This window comes from Flavobacterium sp. KH_001, from assembly GCF_057840745.1.
The window spans coordinates 307,643-332,543 of sequence record NZ_CM174520.1; the positions used below are offsets into that span (position 1 = coordinate 307,643).

A 24,901-nucleotide genomic window follows, 5' to 3' on the forward strand; every position below is an offset into this window, starting at 1 on the left:
ACATTTGCACGCGCAAGATTCAGAAATTAAAAGACATTAAAATCAGATGCTTATAACTTTATTTTACTTCTTTATTGCTATTGTTTTTATTCAAATTTTCTATTACTTAGGAATTTTTGGAAAGTTTGCTTTCAGTAAACCACAAGAAATTACACAAAAAAAACTTCCTGTTTCTGTAATTGTCTGTGCTAAAAATGAAGAAGAAAATGTAAAAAAGTTCATTCCGTTATTAGCAGAACAAGATTATCCTGATTTTGAAATTGTATTAATTGATGATGCATCAAGCGACGAAACCTTAGAAGTTTTTGAAGAATTTGAAAGCCTATATCCAAATATTCGTCTGGTAAAAGTGCAAAATAATGAAGCTTTCTGGGGTAATAAAAAATACGCCTTAACTTTAGGAATCAAAGCTTCTAAAAAAGAATACCTTTTATTTACTGATGCTGATTGTTATCCAACTTCAAAAGAATGGATAACATCAATGACCTCACAATTTACCATGAATAAAACTATTGTTTTAGGATATGGCGGTTATGAAAAAATTGAGCGCTCTTTACTAAATAAAATTATCCGTTTTGAAACTGTTTTAACAGCTGTACAATATTTTTCATGGGCTAAAATTGGAGCTCCTTATATGGGAGTTGGGAGAAATTTAGCTTACAAAAAAGAAGAATTCTTTAATGTTAACGGTTTTATAGATCATATTCAGGTTCGTTCAGGCGATGATGATTTATTTATTAATCAGGCGGCAAATAAAAGCAACACTACCATTTCATATAATCCGAAAAGTTTTACTTATTCAAAACCAAAAGAATCATATAAAGAATGGTTCACACAAAAGAGAAGACATGTTTCTACTGCAGAACATTATAAGTTTTTTGATAAAATGCAGTTGGGTCTTTTTTATACATCACAATTATTATTCTTTTTATTAGTTATACTTTTATTGGCCTTCCAGTTTCAATGGATTGCTGTATTGGCAATATTGGCTACTCGCTACACAGTTGCGTGGACTGTTATGGGATTTTCTTCCGGAAAATTAAAAGAAAATGATCTTAAAATATGGTTTCCGGTTGTAGAGATAGTGCTTATATTCACACAAATTAATATCTTTATAACTAATCTCTTTTCAAAACCTGTACATTGGAAATAAATTCTAAAATAGAAAAAGCAAAAAAAGGCGACCAGATTGCCTTTACTTTTTTATTAGATTTTTATTGGAATGAAGTGTACGGCTTCATGCTAAAACGTACTGAAAACGAAACTATTGCTGAAGATATTACAATCGAAACCTTCTCAAAAGCTTTCGACAAAATTGCTACTTACAATTCAGAGTTTCAATTCAACACCTGGTTAATTGCAATCGCAAAAAATGTCTATATTGATTTATTGCGCAAAAAGAAAACCAATCTTTTTATCGAAATTACAGATTCTGAAGATCAACAGGCATACAACATTGCCGACCCTACTCCATCTGCTGAAGATGCATTAATTAAAGAGCAAAATTTATCCCGTTTGCTTTTATGCATTAAAGAATTAAAACCCCATTATCAGGAAGTCATTCAGTTACGTTATTTCCAGGAAATGACCTATCAGGAAATTGCACTTAAAATTGATGAACCATTAAGCAACGTAAAAGTAAAGCTTCTTCGTGCTAAAAAATTATTAGCAGAAATAATTGAACGTAATAGATAATTTATTATCTTTAGGTAAAGAATAAAGTATTATCTTATTTTTTCTTAAAACAATCAATTATTCACATACTAAAACAACAACACCTACATTGTTGCTAAAACCAAAAAACCATCGCTTATGATTTAATGTTACTTAACCTTAAAATCCATTAATCATGTCTAAATCAAACATCTACGAAACCACTTGGACCGACCTTGTTTTCGAAAACAAAAACAAAGAGTACGGCGCGTATCAATTACGCCAGGAGAATTCAAAAACCACAGTAACAGCGCTATTTATGGGACTGCTATTTTTAGCAGGTATTGGAAGCGTATCGATGTTGATTAATAAACTTAAAGGACAACCTGATCCGATAGAAACCGAACCAACCTTTACCGAACCAATGACGCCGGTTACAATTGATCCTTACGTTAAACCACCAACGCCTGAACCAATTGCACCTCCGCAACAAAGTTCAGCTACTCCGCCAATTACCAGTACACAATTGATAAATCCAGTTGTTACTACTACAGATCAGGCTACGCCAGATGTTATTGCTCCCAACACAGATAATGCTCCTGTTGTTAACAATACTTCAGCGGGAACTGGTACTGTAGTTAATACTCTGCCATCAACTGGTAGTAGTGGTAGCGGTACAGAAATGGCACCACCAACTAATGATCCTGTAAATTCTGCTGTATTAGATAAAATGCCGGAATTTCCTGGAGGAATGGCGAAGTTTTATAGTTATGTTGGTAACAATTTCAACAGACCGGAATTAGATGTTGAAAGAACATTAAAAGTATATGTTTCTTTCGTAATTGAAAGAGACGGTTCAATTACTGATATAAAGGTACTAAATGACCCTGGTTATGGCTTAGGAAAAGAAGCTATTAGAGTTTTGAAATCTATAAAAGCAAAATGGACTCCTGGAATACTTAACGGAAAAACAGTAAGAACAGCATATAATCTTCCAATAACAATAAAAACGGAAGTAGAATAAAAAAAGAAAAAGCAGAATTTAGGTTCTGCTTTTTTTGTTCCATCATAAAACACTAATTTTAACTCTGTAGAAAACCTTACTTATTTGTAATTAATGCCATTTACCTTCTCGCATCCCGCAATTATTCTTCCTCTTAAATATTTTCCGAGAAAATGGTTTTCGTTAACCGGTCTTGTAATTGGCAGTCTAACTCCCGATTTCGAATATTTCATCAGAATGAAAGTTCAAAGTATTTATAGTCATACTCTCGACGGGATATTTTGGTTTGATTTACCACTAGGGATTTTATTAACATTCATTTTTCATAATATAGTTCGTAATAGTTTATATCTAAACTTACCTAGCTTTTTTAAATCTCGACTGTTACTATTTACCGAATTTAACTGGAATACTTATTTCAAAGAAAATTATACTACTGTTCTAGTTTCTTTAATAATCGGAATAACTTCTCACCTTTTTTGGGATGCCTTTACACACAATCATGGTTATTTTGTAAACAAAATCCCTACACTCAGTAACACTGCAAAGATTCTTAAAAAAGAAATCCCGCTTTGGAAAACAGCACAACATTTGAGTTCGTTAATTGGAGCATTCGCTATAATTATAGCAGTATTAAGGCTTCCAAAAAAAATAAACTCTAAAACTTCAGTTAGCAAAAAATATTGGGTTACGATTCTCATCTTACTAACTCTAATTCTAGTTTTGAGATTTTCAATATCTTTTAACCTAAAAGCTTTTGGCAACATAATTGTCTCCATAATATCCGCATTTCTGATTTCTTTAATTTCAACTCCATTACTAATTAAATCAAAAGGCGGTTCAAAATTTTAACAAAATCACTTACTTTTACATTCATAAAAGAAAAACATTTTATTAAAATTAAAAACTAAAAAATGGGAATATTTTCAGCACTTCTTGGAAATGCAGGTTCTGTAAGTCAGGAAGATTTACTAAAAAACTACGGACAGCTCTTAACTGATAATGAGTCCATCGAAATGGGATTCAAATTGATCCGTGACACTTTTATCTTCACTAATAAAAGATTAATCTTAGTTGACGTACAAGGAATTACAGGAAGCAAAACAGAATATAAATCGATCGCTTACAAAAGCATTACCCGATTTAGTGTAGAAACAGCGGGAACTTTTGATTTAGAAGCCGAATTAAAAATTTGGGTATCAAGCGAAGTGCAGCCAAGTATTGTAAAACAATTTACTAAATCGGTAAATGTTTATGATGTTCAAAAAGTACTAGCTCACCATGTTTTAGGTTAATCATAAAATTAAAAAACCCGACAAATTTCAAAAATTTATCGGGTTTCTTTTTTCTAAAGGAAATTACTTTTTCTTTTTGGTTGTAGTTTTCTTTTTAGTTGTTGCTTTCTTAGTCGGAGCCGGAACGGTATTTACAATTTTTTGTTGCACATACGGCTTATACAAACCATCTTTTTCAGCTCTTTTTTTAGCATCTTCAGCTCTTTGTTTTGAATCTGGGTGTGAGCTCATCATTTTATCAATAAAGGAAGCTTCTGCTCCTTCACTCATTTTGGCTAAAATCCTAAAAGCAGATTCTTCTGCATTTACATCATAACCATTCTTTTTCATGAAATTATACGCAAACAAATCAGCTTCTGCTTCTTGTTTACGGCTAAATTTACTATCAACAATAGCACTTCCTATTTTTCCTAACTGACTATCAGTAACAGTAGCTACAGTTGTTGATTGTGAAGCAGCTGCATCCATTAAAGCTTCTTTTTTATAAGCCGCTTTTATAGCATCTTGTGAATCATGGTTCGCCACGTGCCCAATTTCATGACCAATTACAGCAAGTAACTCATTATCATCCATAATATCCATTAATCCTGAATATACACGAACACTACCGTCTGCCGTTGCAAAAGCATTTACTTCTTTTAATTTATATACTTTATAATTTAATGTATAGCCTTCACCAGCAGTATATTTTCCAAAAACTTTATTCAATCTTAAAGTGTATCCATCTGTGGGCCCGGCAATTTCATTTTCGGTATCCAATTTATCTACCGCCGCTTTAGACAATGCAGCAGCATCAGCATTACTAAATGTAAAACCTGTAACCCCTTTTTGGACAGCACCAATCGCTTTGTCTCCAAAATTAATCTGCGCATTGATCTTAGTGAAACCAAAAGCGGCAAATAAAACTCCCAATACAATAAATTTCTTTTTCATATTTCTTATTATTTCAATTTAACAACAAATGTAGTACAGTTATGTTCCTTTTTAGGCTTGTTTTAAGTCCATTTTTTAACAAATAAAGATATAAATTTTAAATGAGTAAAAGTCAAAGGAATAGCATATTTAGCCTCTCCCTTCTAATAAATAGCCAAAAACAATACCTTTTGGACGTATCTTACTTTCAAAAAACAATATTTTAACAATTTGACAAAATAATCATCAAAACGGTTTCGCAAAATTGTAACAATACAATTTCAAATTAAACTATAAACAAATCCTCAAATAAACTACAATGCTTATCTTTGTACTTTGAATTTTGATATATGGAAACAGTCATTGAAAATATACCAACTGGAAAACCTAAATGGTTAAAGGTTAAACTTCCAATTGGACAAAAATATACTGAACTTCGTGGTTTAGTTGATAAATATAGCTTAAACACTATCTGCACCTCAGGAAGTTGCCCAAATATGGGAGAATGCTGGGGCGAAGGAACAGCTACTTTTATGATCTTAGGAAATGTTTGTACGCGTTCTTGCGGATTCTGCGGTGTAAAAACTGGTAGGCCAGAAACGGTAGATTGGGACGAACCTGAAAAAGTAGCACGTTCTATAAAAATAATGAACATCAAACATGCTGTAATAACAAGTGTTGACAGAGATGACCTGAAAGATGGTGGATCAATTATCTGGATTGAAACTGTGAAAGCAATTCGCAGAATGAATCCAAACACTACACTTGAAACTTTAATTCCGGATTTTCAGGGAATCGAAAGAAACATTGACCGGATTGTAGAAGCAAATCCTGAAGTAGTTTCGCACAATGTCGAAACCGTTCGTCGCTTAACACGTGAGGTTCGTATCCAGGCAAAATACGATCGTAGTCTTGAAGTTTTACGTTACTTAAAAGAAAAAGGAATCAACAGAACTAAGTCGGGTATTATGCTGGGACTTGGTGAAACTGAAGAAGAAGTTTTTCAAACCATGACCGATTTGCGTAATGCAAATGTTGACGTTGTAACTATTGGTCAATACCTGCAACCAAGTAAAAAACACTTACCTGTAAAAGAATTTATTACCCCGGATCAATTTGCTAAATATGAAAAATTTGGTCTTGAATTAGGTTTCCGCTACGTAGAAAGCGGGCCTTTGGTTCGTTCTTCATACAAAGCACAAAAACATATTTTATAAAAAAGTTTAATCGTTTATTCGTTTAATTGTTCAATCGATTAAACGAATAACTGATTAACTGAATAACCATAAGTTTGAAAACAAGAATTGCTATTAATGGTTTTGGAAGAATTGGAAGAAATTTATTTCGCCTTCTTATAAACCATCCAGAAATTGAAGTAGTTGCAATTAATGATATTGCTGATAACAAAACCATGTCGCATTTGATAAAATACGACAGTATTCATGGAGTTCTACCTTTTAAAGTAAGTCACGACGAAGAAGGTATCATTGTTGACGGAAAACATTTTGTCTTTTTTCATGAAAAAAGCATTTCAAATTTAGACTGGAAAAGCCATTCTATTGATTTTGTAATAGAATCAACAGGAAAATATAAAACGCACGAAGAATTAAATGCACATATTGAAGCTGGAGCAAAAAGAGTAATTCTTTCGGCCCCATCAGAAGTTGACACAATAAAAACAGTAGTTTTAGGAGTAAATGATAGTATTTTAGACGGAAATGAGCTAATCGTTTCGAATGCAAGTTGTACGACAAACAATGCTGCCCCGATGATAAAAATCATTGATGAATTATGCGGAATCGAGCAAGCATACATTACAACGATACATTCGTATACAACCGACCAAAGTCTTCATGACCAGCCACATAAGGATTTACGCAGGGCGAGAGGCGCTAGTCAGTCAATTGTTCCAACAACTACAGGTGCAGCTAAGGCATTAACAAAAATTTTTCCTAAATTGCATCAAAAAATAGGAGGTTGTGGTATTCGTGTTCCCGTTCCTGATGGTTCATTGACCGATATCACGTTTAATGTAAAACGTGCTGTCACTATAGAAGAGATTAATAAAGCATTTGAAGAAGCTTCAAAAACGCATTTAAAAGGAATATTAGATTACACAGAAGATCCAATTGTTTCTGTCGATGTAATTGGCAATACACATTCGTGTTTGTTTGATGCACAACTTACTTCCGTTATTGACAAAATGGTAAAGGTTGTGGGTTGGTACGATAACGAAATTGGTTATTCATCAAGATTAATAGATTTGATTTTACTGATAAGGAAAACATAAAATTCATTGTAAAAGCATTGCCATACATGAAATACCATCTTCTTATTCTTGTTTGTTTTTTAAATTCATTTTTGTATTCTCAAACTCAAAAGAAGAATACAGATAGCATTTCCTATTATAATAAATTAGCAAACTCAAATCTTGATAAGAAAAAGTATACTCAGGCTGTTTTTTATACCAAAAAATCAATCGATTTCTCTCAGACAAGTGGTCAGGGCGAAAGTTTAGCCAATCAAACTTTCAAGCTGGGAAAAATTTTCTACAATCAGCAAAATTATGACGAAGCATTAAAAAACTTTCATAAGAGCGTTTCTTTATTTGACAAAATCAAACCAACCTGCACTAAGGTCTTAGCCTTACATTACATTGGTGCCAGCAACACGGCAAAAGGCAATAACGACGTTGCAAATATTTACTATCAAAAAGCAGATAGTTTACTTAAACATTTAAAGCTTATTGACCATGCTGAAATTTTAGATTATCAAAAAGCAATGGCCTTAAAAGCTGGAAATAATCTATCTCTTGCGGCAAAAACTTTCCATCAAATAGTAAAGAAACCGGACAATCCAAAAAACCTTAAAACCAAAACAGATTCTTATTATCAGCTTGGTTTGATTGAAACTCAGCTCAAGAGAAACGATTCGGCACTTGTACACTTCGAGAATGCTTTAGATTATAGTATCAAAAACAATAATTTATCTCAAAAATCAAAGATCATTTTAGCCATAAGCAGATACTATAAAAAACAAAGAAACTTTGATCTTGCTTACTCTTACCTTGACGAACATTACCAAATTGAGAACTATATTCTCAAGCTCAAAAATGCAAAACTAGATTTGAATGAGTATGAAAAGTTCAAAAAAACACAGTCTATAAACAACACGCTTAAACGTGAAAGTGAAGAAAAAATACAGTTAAAAACCTATCGATATTCAAAATTGGTTAGCATTCTGGCTATTGCTTTGATTTCGATTTTATCGCTTTTAAGTCTGGCTTTATACAAAAACAACATTATTCGAAATCAGAATAACCTACTTTTAAGAGAAAAAAACAAAGAGCTCATTCTTGCTAAAAATAAAGCCGAAAAAGCATCAAAAGCCAGATCTGAATTTCTATCTACAGTAAGTCACGAACTGCGGACACCGTTGAATGCAATTAATGGAATAACGCATTTACTACTCGAAGACAATCCGAAAAAAAATCAGCTAAAGTATTTAGAATCCTTAAAATTTTCAGGAAATTACCTTACTACCTTTATCAATGAAATTCTTGAAATCAATAAAATTGACTCTACTAAAGTAGAGATCGAAAACATAAGCTTTAATTTAAAAGAACTTTTATTTAATATTCAAAGCTCCTTAAAAGAACTGGCAACCGCCAACAAAAACTACTTCAATCTCGAAATAGACGAAACCATTCCGGACAATTTAATTGGAGATCCTACTAAGTTATCACAAATCATTTTAAACTTAATCAATAATGCCCTTAAGTTCACTCAAAATGGAAATGTCAATGTAATTGCAAAATTATATGCCATTGAGGACGAAACTGCAACCGTTTATTTTGAAATTGTTGATACCGGAATTGGTATTCCAGAAGATAAATTACAAACGGTATTTGAAAGCTTCTCACAAGGTTCTATAGAAGTAAATCGAAAATATGGTGGAACCGGTTTAGGTCTTACCATCGTAAAAAAACTGATTGAACTTTTAGGAGGCGAGATAAAACTAAAAAGTGAAGTTGGAAAAGGATCTACCTTTACATTTAAATTAGATTTTAGTATTAACAAAGAACCTTTAGAAGTGGCTAATGAAGCAAAACCATATAACGACAAACAATTAAAACACAAATCAATTTTATTGATTGAGGATAACAAAATCAATCAAATGATTACCAGAAAAATGCTGGAAAACAAAGCCATACTCTGCGAAATCCTGGATAATGGCGAAGAAGCTGTAGAACTTTTAAAAGTGAAACGTTTTGACATGGTTTTAATGGATGTGCATTTACCAGGCATTAACGGAACAACTGCGACAAAACTTATCAGGGAATTTGATAAAAATACTCCAATTATTGCTTTAACTGCTATTTCGCTTGATGAAAATCGAGAGATGCTTTTATCTTTTGGAATGAATGATGTTATTACTAAACCTTTCGTTCCAGACGAATTCTATACTATAATTGCTAAGTTTTTTGATTAAGCAAGCTTCTAAGATACCAAGTCGCTAAGATTCTGAGTTTTTTTCACATACTCCAAAACCGTCGCGTCAAAGTTTTGATGCTGATTGATAAAAGTACTTTTTATAGGAAGATAGTACAATTGTGAAACCAATTTAGAATCCTTTAGACGAACATAATCTTTCTCTGTAGTAATGATTTTTTTTCCGTTTCCTTTGTTTTGAATTTCCTCAAGATCAGTATCCGAAAAATGATGATGATCCGGATAAGTCAGGCACTCATCATTTTCATTCTTTAAATAATCAAAAAAAGGCTTTGGTTTTGCTATCCCGGCTAAAAGTATTTTGGCTTCTGATTTAATATCATTTACAGCAACTTTATCCTCTTTATTATAAATCGCATCATCATAATCTATAAAAGTAAAGTAGATTTGCTGCGAACAATTTAAGTTCAATTTCAATCTAATTTCTTCTTGCTTTTGATCCGATAAATCTTTTGGACATTTAGTTACGACAATAATATTAGCGCGATTCGCTCCGCTTCTACTTTCGCGCAAATTTCCGGTTGGCAACATAAAATCATCTGCATATAAATCTCCGAACGAAGTGAGCAGAATATAAAATCCGGCTTTTACTTTTCGGTGTTGATAAGCATCATCTAGCAGAATTATATCCGGTTTATTTTCTTGAGAAAGCAATTGTGTTATTCCATTTGTTCGGTTTGCATCAACTGCCACCTGAATATTGGGGAATTTTTGATAAAACTGAAAAGGTTCATCACCAAGAATTTCAGCATTTGAAGTTCCATCAGCCAAAACAAAACCTTCAGATTTACGCTTATAGCCACGACTTAAAGTGGCCACTTTATATTTATCAGATAATAATCGGATTAAGTATTCTATTTGAGGTGTTTTCCCGGTTCCGCCCACGCTTAGATTTCCAACAGCAATAACCGGAACATCAAATGAAGTTGATTTTAGAATTCCTTTATCGAAAAGAAAATTTCTAATTGAAGTAATGAATCCGTATAAAATGGCAAACGGAAAAAGTATTTTTCGAAGTACATTCATTTTACGAAAGTATAATTTTTTTCGTTAATTTGTTTCAAGTTTCGGGTTCATCGTAAAACATAAAACCTGAAACTTGAAACCTGAAATAAAAAGAAGATGAAAATTAAAGAAATAATTGCAGTTCTGGAAGAAATGGCTCCTTTGGCTTACGCCGAAGATTTTGACAATGTTGGACTTTTGGTCGGTGATCCTGAAACACAAAGTTCAGGAGTTTTAGTCTGCCATGATGCCCTGGAGAACGTAATTAATGAAGCTATTGCAAAAAAATGCAATTTGGTAGTTTGCTTTCACCCGATTTTATTTTCCGGAATCAAAAAAATTACTGGCAAAAATTATGTTGAAAGAGCGATTTTAAAAGCAATCAAAAATGATATTGCTATTTATGCCGTCCACACTGCTCTTGACAATCATTCTGCCGGAGTTAATAAAATATTCTGCGATATATTAGGATTGGAAAACACAAAAATCTTAATTCCGAAGCAAAATTTCATACAAAAATTAGTTACTTATACTGTCCCTGATAATGCGCAAAAAGTACGTCAGGCACTATTTGATGCCGGTGCCGGAACTATCGGAAATTATGACAATTGCAGTTTTAACTCAAACGGAATTGGAACGTACAGAGGTAATTCTAAAAGCAAACCAGTTGTAGGGAAACGTCATAAACTGACAGAAACCGAAGAAATAAAAATTGAAGTTACTTTTGAAAAACATTTGCAATCCAGAATTTTAAAAGCTCTTTTTGACAATCATCTTTATGAAGAAGTAGCCTATGAAATCTATGAGCTTCAAAATTCGCATCAAAATATTGGCTTAGGAATGATTGGAGAATTTGAAATTCCGATGAACGAAAAAGACTTTTTGCTTTTCGTAAAAGATAAAATGATTGCCAACGGAATTCGTCATTCTGCCTTTCTGGGAAAAAAAATTAAGAAAGTTGCCGTTTTAGGTGGCTCTGGAAGTTTTGCTATCAAAAATGCAATTCAGGCGGGGGCCGATGCTTTTTTGACAGCCGATTTAAAATACCATCAATTTTACGAAGCCGAAAACAAGCTACTTTTGGCAGATATTGGTCATTTTGAGAGCGAACGCTATACAAAAAACTATATTGTTGATTATCTTCGAAAAAAAATCCTTAATTTTGCCATCATTTTATCAGAAGAAAATACAAATCCAGTTAAGTACTTATAGAATATGGCGAATACGAAAGAATTAAGTGTTGAGGACAAGTTAAGAGCAATATACGATTTACAGCTTATTGACTCTAGAATTGACGAAATCAGAAACGTAAGAGGAGAACTTCCTTTAGAAGTTGAAGATTTAGAAGATGAAGTTGCAGGTTTGAGCACTCGTTCAGAGAAACTGAAAAGTGAACTTGAAGTGATTGAAGATCTTATCAAAGCAAAGAAAAATGCTATTGATGAGCACAAAGAGGTTATCAAAAAATACACAAAACAACAAGAATCAGTTCGTAATAACAGAGAATTTAATTCTTTGACTAAAGAGGTTGAATTTCAGGAATTAGAAATTCAATTGGCTGAAAAGCAAATCAAAGAAATGAAAGCTTCTATCGAACATAAAAAAGAAGTTATTTCTAACTTAAAAGAAAAACTTGACGCAAAAAGTTCTCATTTAAAACATAAAAAATCTGAACTTGATGCAATTATGGCTGAAACTCAAAAAGAAGAAATCTTCTTATCTGAGAAATCTGCTGAGTTTTCAGGTCAAATTGAAGAAAGATTATTAGCTGCTTACAACAGAATCAGAAGCAGTGTTCGTAATGGTTTAGCTGTAGTATCTATCGAAAGAGGAGCATCTGCAGGATCATTCTTTACAATTCCGCCTCAAACGCAGGTTGAAATTGCTTCAAGAAAGAAAATCATCACTGATGAGCACTCTGGAAGAATTTTAGTTGACAGCGCATTAGCTGAAGAAGAAAAAGAAAAAATGGAACAATTGTTCTCTAAATTCTAAATAATAGAGTCCCGATTAAATCGGGACTTTTTTTTTACCTTTACTAAAATAAAATTTAAGTTTTGGGAATAAAAAAAGGAATTCGTTTCATTACATTAAAATCGGTCGGACAATATATCAACTTCCTGAGTTACGTTCGTCCACAAAAAGCGGTTGAACTTTCATACGCACTTTTTAGCCAGCCACGAATTGGAAGACTGCAAAAAGGCACTTTACCAAAGATCCTTAAGAATACAGAAACGGAAACGTTTCATCATAACGAACATCATTTTCAAACTTATATCTGGAAAGGAAACGAAACTAAAATCCTGCTCGTTCACGGCTGGGAAAGCAATGCTTCACGCTGGAAAAAAACCTTACCGCATCTTCAAAAATCTGGGAGCACGATAATCGCAATTGACGCACCCGCACACGGACAAAGTAGCGGAAAAGAGTTTAATGTTCCGCTTTATGCTGAATTCATTAATAAAGCGGTTGAGAAGTATCAACCCGAAATTATTATTGGACACTCTATTGGTGGTGCAGCTTGCGTTTATCATCAATATTTATTTCCGAATACGAGCATTAATAAAATGGTAATTTTAGGAGCTCCTTCAGAACTAAAAACATTGATTGACAATTACATTTCGATGTTGAGTTTGAATACTAAAATGCTTTCACTTTTAGAAAGCAAATTCATGAAACGTTTCAATTTTAAACTTGAAGATTTCTCCGGACAACGATTTGCATCTGAATTTAATGTTGCCGGTTTAATTGCACACGATACTTCAGACAAGATTGTTGCTTTTGAGGAAGGTAGAAAAATAGCCAGTAATTGGAAGAACAGTCAATTTATTGAAACTAAAGGTTTGGGGCACGGCATGCATGACGATGAATTGTACGAGAAGGTTCTTGAGTTTTTATTTTCTGAAGGTTCTTAGCCACGAAGGCACTAAGACGCTAAGGTTTTTCTTTGATTATATTTAGGCAGCCACAGTATTGTCATTCCGAGGAACGAGGAATCCCCACGAGTAGCTCGACAAAGATTGATAATTCTCTGGATGGAGTTACTTGCGGGGATTCCTCGTTCCTCGGAATGACAAACTTTATGATAAATCTAAAAGTCTAAGAAGTCTAAACAACAATTTTAAAATACCGCAACAATTCCTTTTCTCCCTTTCCCGTTATCGTTACCGCTCTCGAATCTTTAATTCTTCTAACCCAATCTTCTGTTATCATTTTATTTAAAAGCATTGCGCCAACAGAACCCGCAATATGATTTCGTCTTTCACTCCAATCCAGGCATGGCTTTAAGAAGATTCTTTTTTGTTTTTGGGCTTCTTCTATATTAATTCCAAAATCTGAAAACCATTTTTCTCCGTCAATACTAATTTCGAAAACACCATTCTTCTCGGTAATTATTTTTTGTTCCAATAAACTATCAGCCAGCGCAACACCTATTTTTCCGGCTAAATGATCGTAACAAGTTCGACAGTATTTTATTGGAGGATATTCTTCCGATCTCTTTTTTACAGAAACTTTAGGTTTCGGAATAAGATTCGCCATCGCTTCAACGGCATAGGCAACTTCTTTATTCGAAAATTTGTAATATTTATGACGGCCTTGTTTTTCAACAGAAATCAAATCGGCTTCTAAAAGTTTCCCTAAATGCATACTGATATTTTGTGCCGATGTTTCAACAGCAATGGCTAATTCAGTTGCCGTAAAAGCTCTTCCGTCGAGTAAATTCCACAAAATTGAGGCACGTGTTGCGTCGCCAATTAAAGTTGCTGTTTTTATAAACTGATCTTCCATTTTATTTTCATAGTTAAATATAGATTGAACTATTCCCTTGTAAAGTTAAATAACTTTGCTAAAAACAAATCATAATGACCTCCAATTTATTCCTTCAATCAGACATTCAGAATCCTTATTCAACTTATAAATCAATGTTGGAAAAACATCCTGTTTATTGGGATGAAACCAACAAAATATGGGCTATCTATTCTTATAAATATTGTGTAGAAATTCTAAAAAGCAGCAAAGTCGAAATTCCGATTGTAAATCCAAATAACGAACAACAACTGAATGAATCTGCTCTGACAATTCTTCGTAATTTAACCCGCTTATCAAATGGAATTCAGCATGAAATTTCAAAAGAAATAGCAATGCAGTTGTTTTCTAATATAAAATCAATTGATATTAGCGAAATCATTTCACCTTTACTTAAAAGTGATTTAATTGAAGATGGAATCGACTGGGTTAATTCGGTTTGTAAAAAACTGCCCGTTCTTGTTCTTTTAAAAAGTTTTAGATTTGGAGAAAATGATTGTGATTTCATTTCACAGAAAATAGAATCTTTTATCAAAATTATGCTTCCGCAGAAAACTGAGGAGCAAGTAAAATTTATAAATGAAATTTCAGAAAAACTGTATTCAACTATTGAAAAGCATCTTTCTTCTCTACCCTTTTATGATTCTTTATTAATCAAAACTTCAAACCAATATAATATTTCAATAGAAGAAATTAATTTGATTGCAGTCAGTAATTTTATTGGTTTATGTATTCAGAGTTTCGATGCCGGCCGTGGGATTCTGAGTAATTCGTTATTGCAAATTATTCAGAGTAAAACATTTTTAAATCGTATCGAAATCGAAAAATCCGTAATGGAAACACTGCGTTTTGATCCGCCAATTCATAATACAAGACGAGTTTCAATTGAAGATTTTTACATCGGCGAAAGCCAAATTAAAAGAGGCTATCCAATATTAATTGTCCTGGCATCCGCCAATCGAGATTCTCAAAAATTTGAAAATGCTATGGATTTTGATGTTGAAAGAATAAATAACACAGAAAATCTAACTTTCGGAATTGGAGGACATATGTGCCTAGCTAAATATCTTTCCATTCATTTGGCAACAGAAGCGATTTGGTATTTGTTTCAGAATTACCAATCTGTTTTATTGTTAGAAAATCAAATTCAATACGAACCCCTTATAAATGCCAGATTACCAAAAAATATCTGGATCTCAATTCAATAATTAAAAATATAAAACCATGATAGCTGTAATTTTTGAGGTTATTCCTAACGACGGAAAAAAAGAAGAATATTTAAATATCGCTGCCAATTTGCGGCCAGAACTGGATCTTATTGAAGGATTTATTTCGATAGAACGTTTTCAGAGTTTTAGTGATCCCGAAAAGGTTTTGTCCTTATCTTTTTGGAAAGATGAGGAAAGCATTCAACAATGGAGAAATCTTGAAATGCATCGTCATGCCCAGTCAAAAGGGAGAAATGAAGTCTTTAGAGATTATCATTTGAGAATTGCTCATGTTGTTCGGGATTATGGGATGTTTGATAGGAAAGAAACGCCGGAAGACAGCGCGGGCTTTCATTCTTAAAAAGGTTCAAAGGCGCAGAGGTTCAAAGGGACAAAGGTTTTTCATTTGATAGCCCACCCATTTTGTCTTTTCTACATGATTGCGGAAAATACTAAAATTCTAAGAAGTCTAACAATCTAGAGATCTAAATTCTAAGAAGTCTAAATTTTGCCTACTTTTGCAGTATGGAAGAGAATTTAAAACGTCTGAATAAATTTATTGGAGAAACAGGTTATTGTTCTCGTCGCGAGGCGGATAAATTAATTGAAGAAGGACGCGTAACGATAAATGGAGTTGTACCTGAAATGGGGACTAAAGTTTCGCCTGATGATGAAGTACGCATCGACGGGAAATTGATCGTGGAAAAGCACGAAAAATTGGTCTACTTGGCTTTCAACAAACCGGTTGGAATTGAATGTACCACCAACTTAGAGGTTCGAAATAATATTGTCGATTATATTAATTATCCTAAACGTATTTTCCCAATTGGAAGATTGGATAAAGCCAGTGAAGGATTAATTTTTATGACAAATGATGGTGATATCGTAAACAAGATTTTACGCGCCAGAAACAATCACGAAAAAGAATATACGGTCACCGTTAATAAACCAATCACAGATCGTTTTATTGAGCGTATGGGAAATGGTGTTCCGATTTTGGATACTGTAACCAGAAAATGTAAAGTCGAACAAATCAGCAAATACACTTTTAAAATTATTTTGACTCAAGGTTTAAACCGTCAGATTCGTAGAATGTGTGAATATTTGGGTTATGATGTAACGGCTTTGAAACGTATCCGAATTATTAATATTTCTTTAGATGTTCCTGTGGGGCGTTATCGTGATTTGACGGATGATGAAATTAAAGAATTAAATCATTTGATTGAACCATCAAGCAAGACTGAAGAAGCAAGTTTACCAAAAGCGGAAGCGCCGATACGTGCTACACGAAGAACCGAATTCATTTCAAAACACGATCCCCGATTTAAGAAAAAAGGAGATTATTAAAATGATAATACAAAAAGCCGTTCAAATTGAACGGCTTTTTATTGCTTACTATTTTTTATTCAAAAACTCATAATACAACGCTTTCGATAAAAACGTAGTGTTTTGATATTCTTCAATTGTTTCTTCTCTTCTGATTTCGGTTTTTTGTCCGTCTAAATTGTTCTTTAAAAAATAGGCTCTTCGGGCTTCATCATTAAAATTCAAATCGCTTAAAAACACTGGTTCTACGGTTTTATTTACTGAAATATTGTAATTCGTAATTAAATTACCCCAGTTTACATAGCTACATAAAAGAACCGTTCCATAAAAATACCAGACCATTTGATTGATAAGATAAGCGTTTGTTTTTTGCTTTGTAATTTTAAAAAAGACATAAACTAAACCAATAATGGCCAAAATCAGAAAAGCATAAACTCCTAATCGTTTATATGTTAATCCGAAATAGGAAACATATTCTGAATTTTTAATAAAAGCACTTACAATTAAGAGACCATTTAGAAAAATCCACAGCTTTGCCAGTCTTTTAAGAGAACCCGCTTCTTTGTCAAAATTGAATCCTCCTTTGAAATAAAACATGATTACACCAACTGCCATTAAAATCGAAAAGATTACTGAATTTACTCTTTGATGAGTATCGGCACTTAAGTTTGATTTTTCTACCACTTCAAAAAACTGTTCGTAATTATACGTTACAATAAATACCAGAAGCATTACATTCAAGAGCAGTAAAGTAATTACACCACTCTTTCTTTCGAAATCCAAATCAAGAAAGGAAAATGTGTTTTGATTTTTGACTTCGGCAATATTGGTGAATTCATTATCCAGAAGGTCATTTTTTTCATAACAAACTTCAGGAACCCAGTAATTCCAGAAACTAAATGAAATATAAAAACCCAGAATTCCAATAATAATAAGATTACCAAGATCGATATCTAAAGTGTAATCTGTAAATAAAGAAGAGAAATGATCACTTCCGAAAGAATACACAATAAAAAACAAGATTAAGAAAATAGCCGGGATAACAAAAAAAGCAACCAATTTCTTGGCAAAGTTGTTATGGATTTTCTTTTCCGGAAGCCATTGTTTAAACATTAAAACGCGTCCCAATGAAGTAATTCCGTTTAAAAATACAAGTGGGAACATCTGTACTATTTTCAGTTTTGGATCCTGTGTTTTAAACTGTAAAAAAAGAACAGACAGTGCCAATGCCAGAAAAGAAGCAAAATCTCCATACCAGGCAAAAGCCAGACAAGACAAAACCGATGTAACCACTAAGATCAAATGTGCTCTTTCGACAAAGCGATCCTGAAAGAAATAACAAACAAAACCCGTTAAGACCAGCCCAAAAATAGCAAGGTTAACGCCCAGATCTTCTTTGTAAAAAAGCAGTGTAAATATCAAACTGCATACTAAAATAATGTGATGTTTTTTCATTGTAATAAATTTAAAAGTACTTTGTTTTTCAAAGTAATTAGACAAAAAATTTTGGTTTTTAGGATTTCATTAATTTTTCAAGGTACGACAAGTGCTCTTTAAAGGCCAAACGACCTCTTTCGGTAACACTATAAGACGTTTTTGGCTTTTTGCCAACAAACTCCTTTTTTACTGCAATATATTCTGATTTCTCAAGCGCTGAGGCGTGACTGGCCAAATTACCATCTGTAATATTCAACAAGGTTTTCATTTCGGTAAAATCTACCCATTCATTCACCATCAGAACGGACATAATACCCAATCTGACACGGCTTTCGAAGTCTTTATTTAATTTATCAATAATTCCCATTGCGTGGATTATTTATATTTTTTGAACATTATTAATCCGTACAAGATATGCAAAATACCAAATCCAATGATCCAAAAAACTAAACCATATCCAATAAAAAAAAGAGAAACACAGCCTAAAAATAATTGACAATACCCTAAATATTTAATATCAGAGAAAGTATATTTCTCAGCATTTATAAGTGCCAATCCGTAAAAAAGTAAAGTTGCCGGTGCTACTAGACCATAATTTTGATGGTATAAAAGTGATAAACAAAATACACCGCCCACTGTTAATGGAATTGCCAGATTAAAAAGCATTTTTTTTGTTGCCGATGTCCAAATTGGCAAATTGTACTTTTTACTTTTTCTGATGGTAAAAGCCAATCCAAATACAAATGCACAAATCAAAATAACGATTCCGGTTACAACCAGTTCTGAAACTAATTTTGATGGAATTGTATATACTTCATCACTATATACTTCGCCAGCAAAATATTCAATACCGTTTATCTTAAACAATTGATAAACATACAATCCGCCAATTAAAGCAGAAAGACCGGCAAAAACTCCTGAAAGTCCGCTAAGGGATATAAATCTTGAAGAGCGTTCCATCATGGAACGAATATGTGCTAAATCTTCTTGGTGCTTCTGATTCATAAATAAAGTACTTTGTACTGCAAAGTTATGTTTTATTTTGAATTGACAAGCGAAAAATTAATTTATTTTATTGGTTCGAAAAATTATACCTGTAAGGTTTTGAAAACCTTACAGGAAATAGCTTCTTATTAACGGAGGGCTGCGTGAGGGATAGAAGCTAGCTACCGAAGTAGCGTGGATAGCCCGACCGTATTTGCGAAAGGCGCACATAAGCGGTATGTTAAATAGCGCCTTTTGTAAATACGGTCACGCCCAGATTATAAAACAAGAAAGCCTATTCAAATGAACAGGCCTTTATAATTTTGATTAAAACCATCTTCTTCTTTTGAATAAGAATACTCCAAAAGCGGATAGCACGACAGAAACTAAAAGAAGAATCCAAATGCCGTATTTGCTTTCTTCAAGACCATTTGGGACGTTCATTCCGTATAAACTCGCGATTAATGTCGGGATCATTAAAATAATAGAAATTGAAGTCATTTGCTTCATGATGTTGTTCATATTATTTGAAATTACAGATGCATAGGCGTCCATCATTCCGGTCAGGATATTGCTGTAAATATTGGCTGTATCCTGCGCCTGACTTAATTCGATTTCGACGTCTTCGAGCAAATCTAGATCATAATCTGCCTTATATGCTTTTAGATTTTTAATGCGTTGAAACAAAACATCGTTTGCTTTTAGCGAAGTAATAAAGAATACTAAACATTTTTCGATTTGAAGCAATGCCTGTAATTCTTCGTTTTTAATGGATTTCTCCAAATTATCTTCGGCCAATTTTATTTTCTGATTGACTTGTTTTAGATACTTTAAATACCAGACACTTGATGAAAGCAATAATCTCAAAACCCAATCGAGATTATCGTTAACCTGAATGTTTTTGCGTCTGGAATACAACATAAAATCATGGATGATTTCTGTTTTGTAAAAAGTGATTGTTACGCAAATATCACCTTTAAAAATCACGCCTAGCGGAATGGTCTGAAAAGGAAGTTTAATGTCATTGCTTTTTATGGGAACGCGCATGATGATCAATGTCCAGCCGTCTTCGATTTCGATACGTGGTCTTTCGTCGATATCTTCGATATCATTATAAAATGCTTCGGGAATTTGAAGTTCTTCGAGTAAATATTGTTTTTCTGCTTCTGATGGATCTTCAATATTAATCCAGCAGTTTGGCGTCCATTTTGGTATTTCTAGTAATCCGTTGTTGTTTGTGTAAAATACTTTCATTTCAAAATACAGGGTTTTATTGCAGCATTTTGAAATTTTCAAAAGCTACTTTAATTTAATACTAACGAATAATAATCGTCCATTTGGAGAAGTTTTTTTTAAGTGTGGCAAAAGTATCCTTTATTTTTAAAACCCGAAACTTTAAACTATTAATTAAATATTAAAATGAAGAAAGCCTACTCTTTCGAATAGGCTTTCTGTTATTATTTGAAACAAATTATTTGTTTTTTGCGCTTCTCATTTTTCTTGCTAAAAGTGTATTTTTCAACAACATTGCAATTGTCATTGGTCCTACTCCACCCGGAACTGGCGTAATGAAAGAGGCTTTTTTGCTTACTCCGTCAAAATCAACATCACCTTTTATTACATAACCTTTTGCGTTTGATGCATCGTCTACACGGGTAATTCCAACGTCGATAATAACAACTCCGTCTTTAACCATATCTCCTTTTAAAAATTCAGGAACTCCTAAAGCAGTGATGATAATATCAGCATTTTTAGTGAATTCTGCTAAGTTTTTAGTTCGGCTGTGCGTCAAAGTAACAGTCGAATCTCCTGGATTTCCTTTACGGCTCATTAAAATACTCATTGGACGTCCTACAATATGGCTTCTTCCAATAACTACGGTATGTTTCCCGGAAGTTTCTACTTTGTAACGCTCTAATAATTCCATAATTCCGAATGGCGTTGCAGGAATGAAACTTTCCATTTCCAATGCCATTCTTCCAAAGTTTGTTGGATGGAATCCATCAACATCTTTATCAGGATCGATTGCTAAAAGAATTTTTTGCTCATCGATATGTTTTGGTAAAGGCAACTGAACGATGTATCCATCAAGGTTATCGTCTTCGTTTAATTCCTTAATTTTTGCTAATAAAGCTTCTTCTGTAATATCTTCAGGCAAAGCTACCAGCGTCGAATCGAAACCAATTTGCTGGCAAGATTTTACTTTACTTCCTACGTAAGTTAAACTTGCTCCGTTGCTTCCTACAATAACTGCTGCTAAATGAGGTACTTTTCCTCCTGCTGCTTTTATGGATTGAACTTCGGCTGCGATTTCGTTTTTAATATCTTCTGCTGTTTTTTTACCGTCTAGTAGTTGCATTGTTTTTGTTTCAGATTTAATTTTGTTTCAGGTTTCAAGTTTCAAGTTAAAAAAACGAAACTGTTATTTATTGAAAAAAGTTTCAAATTTCAGTCTCTTAACTTGAGACCTGAAACTTGAAACTTTTAATTTTATTATCTCGGCATACCGCCTGGCATTCCTTTCATGCCTCCCATCATTTTCATCAGGTTTTTTCCGCCCGGACCTTGCATCATTTTCATCATTTTGCTCATTTGGTCGAATTGCTTCATTAACTGATTTACTTGCTCGACTTTGGTTCCGGAACCTTTAGCGATTCTGGCTTTTCTTTTTACGTCGATAATGGCAGGTTTGCTTCTTTCGATTGGCGTCATCGAGTGAATGATTGCTTCAATATGTTTGAAAGCATCATCTTCGATTTCTACATCTTTCATGGCTTTTGAAGCACCTGGTATCATTCCGACCAAGTCTTTCATATTACCCATTTTCTTTACTTGCTGAATTTGCGTTAAGAAATCATCAAAACCAAATTCGTTTTTAGCGATTTTCTTTTGAAGTTTTCTTGCTTCTTCTTCATCAAATTGCTCTTGCGCTCTTTCTACAAGAGACACAACGTCCCCCATACCAAGGATACGCTCGGCCATACGATCTGGATAGAAAACATCAATTGCTTCCATCTTCTCGCCTGTACCCACAAATTTGATTGGTTTGTTTACAACCGATTTAATCGAAATCGCAGCTCCACCACGAGTATCACCATCTAATTTTGTTAAGATAACTCCATCAAAGTTCAGGATATCGTTGAAGGCTTTTGCAGTGTTTACAGCATCTTGTCCTGTCATTGCATCCACAACGAACAATGTTTCCTGAGGCTGAATTGCTTTATGAACACGAGCAATTTCATCCATCATTTCCTGATCTACTGCCAAACGACCAGCCGTATCGACAATAACAACATTGAAACCGTTTGCTTTTGCATGTTTGATTGCGTTTTGAGCAATTTCAACAGGATTTTTATTTTCTGGTTCTGAGTAAACCTCAACACCTATTTGGTCTCCCACAACATGCAACTGGTTAATCGCCGCAGGACGGTAGATATCACACGCTACAAGAAGTGGCTTTTTATTTTTCTTAGTTTTTAAGAAGTTGGCTAATTTTCCTGAGAAAGTTGTTTTACCAGAACCTTGCAATCCTGACATTAAGATCACAGATGGAGTTCCTGAAAGATTAATTCCGGCAACATCGCCACCCATTAATTCTGTCAACTCATCTTTTACCAGCTTCACCAATAATTGTCCTGGCTGAAGCGTTGTTAAAACGTCCTGACCAATTGCTTTTTCTTTTACTTTGGTTGTAAAATCCTTTGCAATTTTAAAGTTAACATCGGCGTCTAATAAGGCACGACGAACTTCTTTCAAGGTATCGGCAACGTTTACTTCTGTAATTTTACCGTGTCCTTTTAATATATGGAACGCTTTATCTAACTTATCACTTAAATTATCAAACATACTATTTTCTTTATTTGAAGTGCAAAGATAATCTAATTAGATATTTCAGGCAATTTTTATTTATATGTAGTTTTTGCCACGAAGGCACTAAGGCACGAAGTTTTTTAAACACAAAATTCACTATGTAATTTTTGCCACGAAGACACAAAGACACAAAGTTTATTATTTTTTATTTGCTGAAATATATGAAAAAGGCGCAAAGAACTTTTTCTTTGCGCCTTTGTGGCAAAATCCTTAGAATTGAAAGTAGATAAACGGCTGTGATCCTGCTACTGCTGTGGCGTACACGATCCAGTAGACGAAGCCCAGGATTACTGCTTTTAAAAGTAATGGAGTTCTGTCGAAAACGAATTTCATTTTGTCTGTAACAACTTCCGGTAAGAAATGCCAAACATAACCGAACAACATTAATAAGAATACATTTTTATATCCTAGAACTATGGCTTTCCAGTTTTCTGGCTCGAAAGTTAATTGCCCGATATTGTTGATAACCTGCAAGGCTGTTTCGAAATCTCTGGCTCGGAAAAAGATCCAGCAGAAAACTACGAAATGGAACGTGATTAAGATAGAAAAGAATGTCCATAACCAACTTGGGCCTTCTTTTTTAGAAGGAAAAAGTTCCATGAAAATTTTATGAACTGCCAAAGCTAATCCGTGAAGTGCTCCCCACACGATAAATTGCGCTCCGGCTCCGTGCCACAGTCCTCCTAAAAGCATTGTAGTAAACAAATTAAAATTGGTTACCAACGTTTGGTTTTTCTTTTTTGAAAGCAAAAACGAAAGGCAAAAAACAATAATTGATCCGATACCAATTGCTAACGGAATAAAGCTTTCATTAACATTTGAGATTCCCCAAAGCAATAATCCGAAGAAGAATAAACTTGGAAACAAATATCCTGCAAATGAACCTTTTCTGTTTCCTCCAATAGAGATATACAGGAAATCTTTCAGCCAGGTTGACAATGAAATATGCCATCTTCTCCAAAAATCAGTAATCGACACCGATTTATAAGGCGTTCTAAAGTTGGCCGGTAATTTGAATCCTAACAATAAAGCAATTCCGATTGCCATGTCTGAGTATCCTGAAAAGTCGCAATAAATTTGGATGGCGTATCCGTAAGATGCCATTAAATTTTCGAATGAAGTATAACTCATCGGTGTATCAAAAACACGATCGACAAAGTTGATCGAAATGTAATTTGATATTACTGTTTTCTTAATTAAACCTCCAATGATCAAAAACAAAGCGTTGTTTACATCTTGTTTTGTCAGGTTTAATTTTTGATAAATCTGCGGAAGAAAATCTTTCGCACGTACGATTGGTCCGGCAACTAATTGCGGGAAAAACGAAACGAAAAACAGGTATTCAATATAGTTTTTTGTTGGTTTGATTTCTTCCCTGTAAATCTCAATAATATAACTCATCGACTGAAAAGTATAAAACGAAATTCCGACAGGAAGAAAAACATTATGAAGTTCGAAATGACCACTGAACATATCATTGTAAGTCACGATCATAAAGTTCATGTATTTGAAATAACCAAGTAATCCTAAATTCAGGATAACACTAATGACCAAATACACTTTTTTAGTACTGTCTTTTGCTGTATTGTAAATAATCTGGCTCAGACCATAATCGACTACAGAGGAAAGTAATAAGAGTAAAAAGTAAATTCCGCTTGACTTATAGTAAAAGAAAAGCGAGAAGAGAATAACATACGTTAATCTCAAATAAAATGTTTTGCGTAAAAAACCATACACAAAATAAAAAACCAAAAATAATCCCAGGAACAAACCGGTATTAAATAATAATTTTTCGTCGGGATTATAAATAAACCAGCTTTTAGCCTGCTCTAAAGTAACTTCCCCAAAATTTTGAACAAACCAATTATTTATGCTATCAATTGTAATCAA

At 33.5% G+C, this 24,901-nt stretch carries 24 protein-coding genes; 14 read left to right on the forward strand and 10 right to left on the reverse strand.

Annotated features, from left to right (window positions below; genetic code table 11):
* Window positions 1-46: 46 nt before the first annotated feature.
* The 5 genes from AC3ITQ_RS01420 (at window position 47) to AC3ITQ_RS01440 (ending at window position 3,951) form a co-directional block, all read left to right on the forward strand.
* A complete protein-coding gene (locus AC3ITQ_RS01420; protein WP_489236520.1) occupies window positions 47-1,153 on the forward strand; it encodes a glycosyltransferase in 1,107 nt (368 codons plus the stop codon).
* Window positions 1,144-1,695, forward strand: a complete 552-nt coding sequence (locus AC3ITQ_RS01425) for an RNA polymerase sigma factor (protein WP_074659495.1) — start codon at window positions 1,144-1,146, stop codon at window positions 1,693-1,695. The genes AC3ITQ_RS01420 and AC3ITQ_RS01425 overlap by 10 nt, the downstream gene beginning before the upstream one ends.
* A 154-nt stretch (window positions 1,696-1,849) precedes the next feature.
* Window positions 1,850-2,677: an energy transducer TonB gene (locus AC3ITQ_RS01430; RefSeq protein WP_489236521.1), complete on the forward strand. Its 828-nt coding sequence runs from the start codon at window positions 1,850-1,852 to the stop codon at window positions 2,675-2,677.
* 93 nt (window positions 2,678-2,770) lie between these two features.
* On the forward strand, window positions 2,771-3,508 hold the full coding sequence (locus AC3ITQ_RS01435; RefSeq protein ID WP_489236522.1) for a DUF4184 family protein: 738 nt from the start codon (window positions 2,771-2,773) through the stop codon (window positions 3,506-3,508).
* Between the two features lie 62 nt (window positions 3,509-3,570).
* On the forward strand, window positions 3,571-3,951 hold the full coding sequence (locus AC3ITQ_RS01440; RefSeq protein ID WP_072974609.1) for a PH domain-containing protein: 381 nt from the start codon (window positions 3,571-3,573) through the stop codon (window positions 3,949-3,951).
* Between the two features lie 63 nt (window positions 3,952-4,014).
* On the opposite strand, the gene AC3ITQ_RS01445 is transcribed toward AC3ITQ_RS01440, so the two are convergent.
* Window positions 4,015-4,884: a M48 family metalloprotease gene (locus AC3ITQ_RS01445; RefSeq protein WP_489236523.1), complete on the reverse strand. Its 870-nt coding sequence runs from the start codon at window positions 4,882-4,884 to the stop codon at window positions 4,015-4,017.
* A gap of 329 nt (window positions 4,885-5,213) precedes the next feature.
* Between AC3ITQ_RS01445 and lipA the strand changes: the two genes are divergently transcribed.
* The 3 genes from lipA (at window position 5,214) to AC3ITQ_RS01460 (ending at window position 9,354) form a co-directional block, all read left to right on the forward strand.
* Complete coding sequence (lipA, locus tag AC3ITQ_RS01450) at window positions 5,214-6,080, forward strand: lipoyl synthase (protein WP_489236524.1); 867 nt, start codon at window positions 5,214-5,216, stop codon at window positions 6,078-6,080.
* A 74-nt stretch (window positions 6,081-6,154) separates the two neighbouring features.
* Window positions 6,155-7,153, forward strand: coding sequence for a type I glyceraldehyde-3-phosphate dehydrogenase (gene gap, locus AC3ITQ_RS01455; RefSeq protein WP_194657139.1), 999 nt, complete (start codon window positions 6,155-6,157; stop codon window positions 7,151-7,153).
* Between the two features lie 26 nt (window positions 7,154-7,179).
* Window positions 7,180-9,354 carry a tetratricopeptide repeat-containing hybrid sensor histidine kinase/response regulator gene (locus AC3ITQ_RS01460; protein WP_489236525.1) on the forward strand — a complete coding sequence of 725 codons (2,175 nt, stop codon included), beginning with the start codon at window positions 7,180-7,182 and terminating at the stop codon, window positions 9,352-9,354.
* Between the two features lie 8 nt (window positions 9,355-9,362).
* Here the strand turns inward: AC3ITQ_RS01460 and lpxK are convergent, their stop codons facing one another.
* Window positions 9,363-10,400 (reverse strand): tetraacyldisaccharide 4'-kinase, encoded by a 1,038-nt coding sequence (gene lpxK / locus AC3ITQ_RS01465; RefSeq protein WP_489236526.1) that lies wholly within the window; start codon window positions 10,398-10,400, stop codon window positions 9,363-9,365.
* Between the two features lie 96 nt (window positions 10,401-10,496).
* On the opposite strand from lpxK, the gene AC3ITQ_RS01470 reads away from it, so the two are divergent.
* The 3 genes from AC3ITQ_RS01470 (at window position 10,497) to AC3ITQ_RS01480 (ending at window position 13,294) form a co-directional block, all read left to right on the forward strand.
* Entirely contained in the window at window positions 10,497-11,591 is a 1,095-nt protein-coding gene (locus AC3ITQ_RS01470) for a Nif3-like dinuclear metal center hexameric protein (RefSeq protein ID WP_489236527.1), read from the forward strand.
* Window positions 11,592-11,594: 3 nt separating this feature from the next.
* Window positions 11,595-12,374, forward strand: coding sequence for a zinc ribbon domain-containing protein (locus tag AC3ITQ_RS01475; protein WP_072974617.1), 780 nt, complete (start codon window positions 11,595-11,597; stop codon window positions 12,372-12,374).
* 62 nt (window positions 12,375-12,436) lie between these two features.
* Entirely contained in the window at window positions 12,437-13,294 is an 858-nt protein-coding gene (locus tag AC3ITQ_RS01480; protein WP_489236528.1) for an alpha/beta fold hydrolase, read from the forward strand.
* Between the two features lie 193 nt (window positions 13,295-13,487).
* Here AC3ITQ_RS01480 and AC3ITQ_RS01485 read toward each other — a convergent pair whose 3' ends face one another.
* Window positions 13,488-14,168 carry an ArsR/SmtB family transcription factor gene (locus AC3ITQ_RS01485; protein ID WP_489236529.1) on the reverse strand — a complete coding sequence of 227 codons (681 nt, stop codon included), beginning with the start codon at window positions 14,166-14,168 and terminating at the stop codon, window positions 13,488-13,490.
* A 74-nt stretch (window positions 14,169-14,242) separates the two neighbouring features.
* Between AC3ITQ_RS01485 and AC3ITQ_RS01490 the strand changes: the two genes are divergently transcribed.
* From AC3ITQ_RS01490 to rluF, 3 genes are all read left to right on the forward strand, one after another.
* Window positions 14,243-15,394, forward strand: coding sequence for a cytochrome P450 (locus AC3ITQ_RS01490; RefSeq protein ID WP_489236530.1), 1,152 nt, complete (start codon window positions 14,243-14,245; stop codon window positions 15,392-15,394).
* 16 nt (window positions 15,395-15,410) lie between these two features.
* Window positions 15,411-15,755, forward strand: a complete 345-nt coding sequence (locus AC3ITQ_RS01495) for an antibiotic biosynthesis monooxygenase family protein (protein ID WP_489236531.1) — start codon at window positions 15,411-15,413, stop codon at window positions 15,753-15,755.
* A 164-nt stretch (window positions 15,756-15,919) separates the two neighbouring features.
* Window positions 15,920-16,741, forward strand: a complete 822-nt coding sequence (rluF, locus tag AC3ITQ_RS01500) for a 23S rRNA pseudouridine(2604) synthase RluF (protein ID WP_489236532.1) — start codon at window positions 15,920-15,922, stop codon at window positions 16,739-16,741.
* A gap of 48 nt (window positions 16,742-16,789) precedes the next feature.
* On the opposite strand, the gene AC3ITQ_RS01505 is transcribed toward rluF, so the two are convergent.
* The 7 genes from AC3ITQ_RS01505 to AC3ITQ_RS01535 all read right to left on the reverse strand — a co-directional run bounded on the left by AC3ITQ_RS01505 (window position 16,790) and on the right by AC3ITQ_RS01535 (window position 24,901).
* Window positions 16,790-18,175 carry a DUF4153 domain-containing protein gene (locus AC3ITQ_RS01505; protein ID WP_489236533.1) on the reverse strand — a complete coding sequence of 462 codons (1,386 nt, stop codon included), beginning with the start codon at window positions 18,173-18,175 and terminating at the stop codon, window positions 16,790-16,792.
* Window positions 18,176-18,233: 58 nt separating this feature from the next.
* A complete protein-coding gene (locus tag AC3ITQ_RS01510) occupies window positions 18,234-18,524 on the reverse strand; it encodes a winged helix-turn-helix domain-containing protein (RefSeq protein ID WP_072974630.1) in 291 nt (96 codons plus the stop codon).
* 8 nt (window positions 18,525-18,532) lie between these two features.
* The gene (locus AC3ITQ_RS01515) at window positions 18,533-19,162 is read right to left on the reverse strand and encodes a hypothetical protein (protein ID WP_489236534.1); all 630 of its coding nucleotides are present in this window, start codon (window positions 19,160-19,162) and stop codon (window positions 18,533-18,535) included.
* A gap of 306 nt (window positions 19,163-19,468) precedes the next feature.
* Complete coding sequence (locus tag AC3ITQ_RS01520) at window positions 19,469-20,395, reverse strand: magnesium transporter CorA family protein (protein WP_489236535.1); 927 nt, start codon at window positions 20,393-20,395, stop codon at window positions 19,469-19,471.
* Between the two features lie 217 nt (window positions 20,396-20,612).
* Window positions 20,613-21,500 carry a bifunctional 5,10-methylenetetrahydrofolate dehydrogenase/5,10-methenyltetrahydrofolate cyclohydrolase gene (locus AC3ITQ_RS01525; protein ID WP_489236536.1) on the reverse strand — a complete coding sequence of 296 codons (888 nt, stop codon included), beginning with the start codon at window positions 21,498-21,500 and terminating at the stop codon, window positions 20,613-20,615.
* Between the two features lie 134 nt (window positions 21,501-21,634).
* A complete protein-coding gene (gene ffh / locus AC3ITQ_RS01530) occupies window positions 21,635-22,987 on the reverse strand; it encodes a signal recognition particle protein (protein WP_042565987.1) in 1,353 nt (450 codons plus the stop codon).
* Between the two features lie 234 nt (window positions 22,988-23,221).
* A complete protein-coding gene (locus AC3ITQ_RS01535; RefSeq protein WP_489236537.1) occupies window positions 23,222-24,901 on the reverse strand; it encodes an MBOAT family O-acyltransferase in 1,680 nt (559 codons plus the stop codon).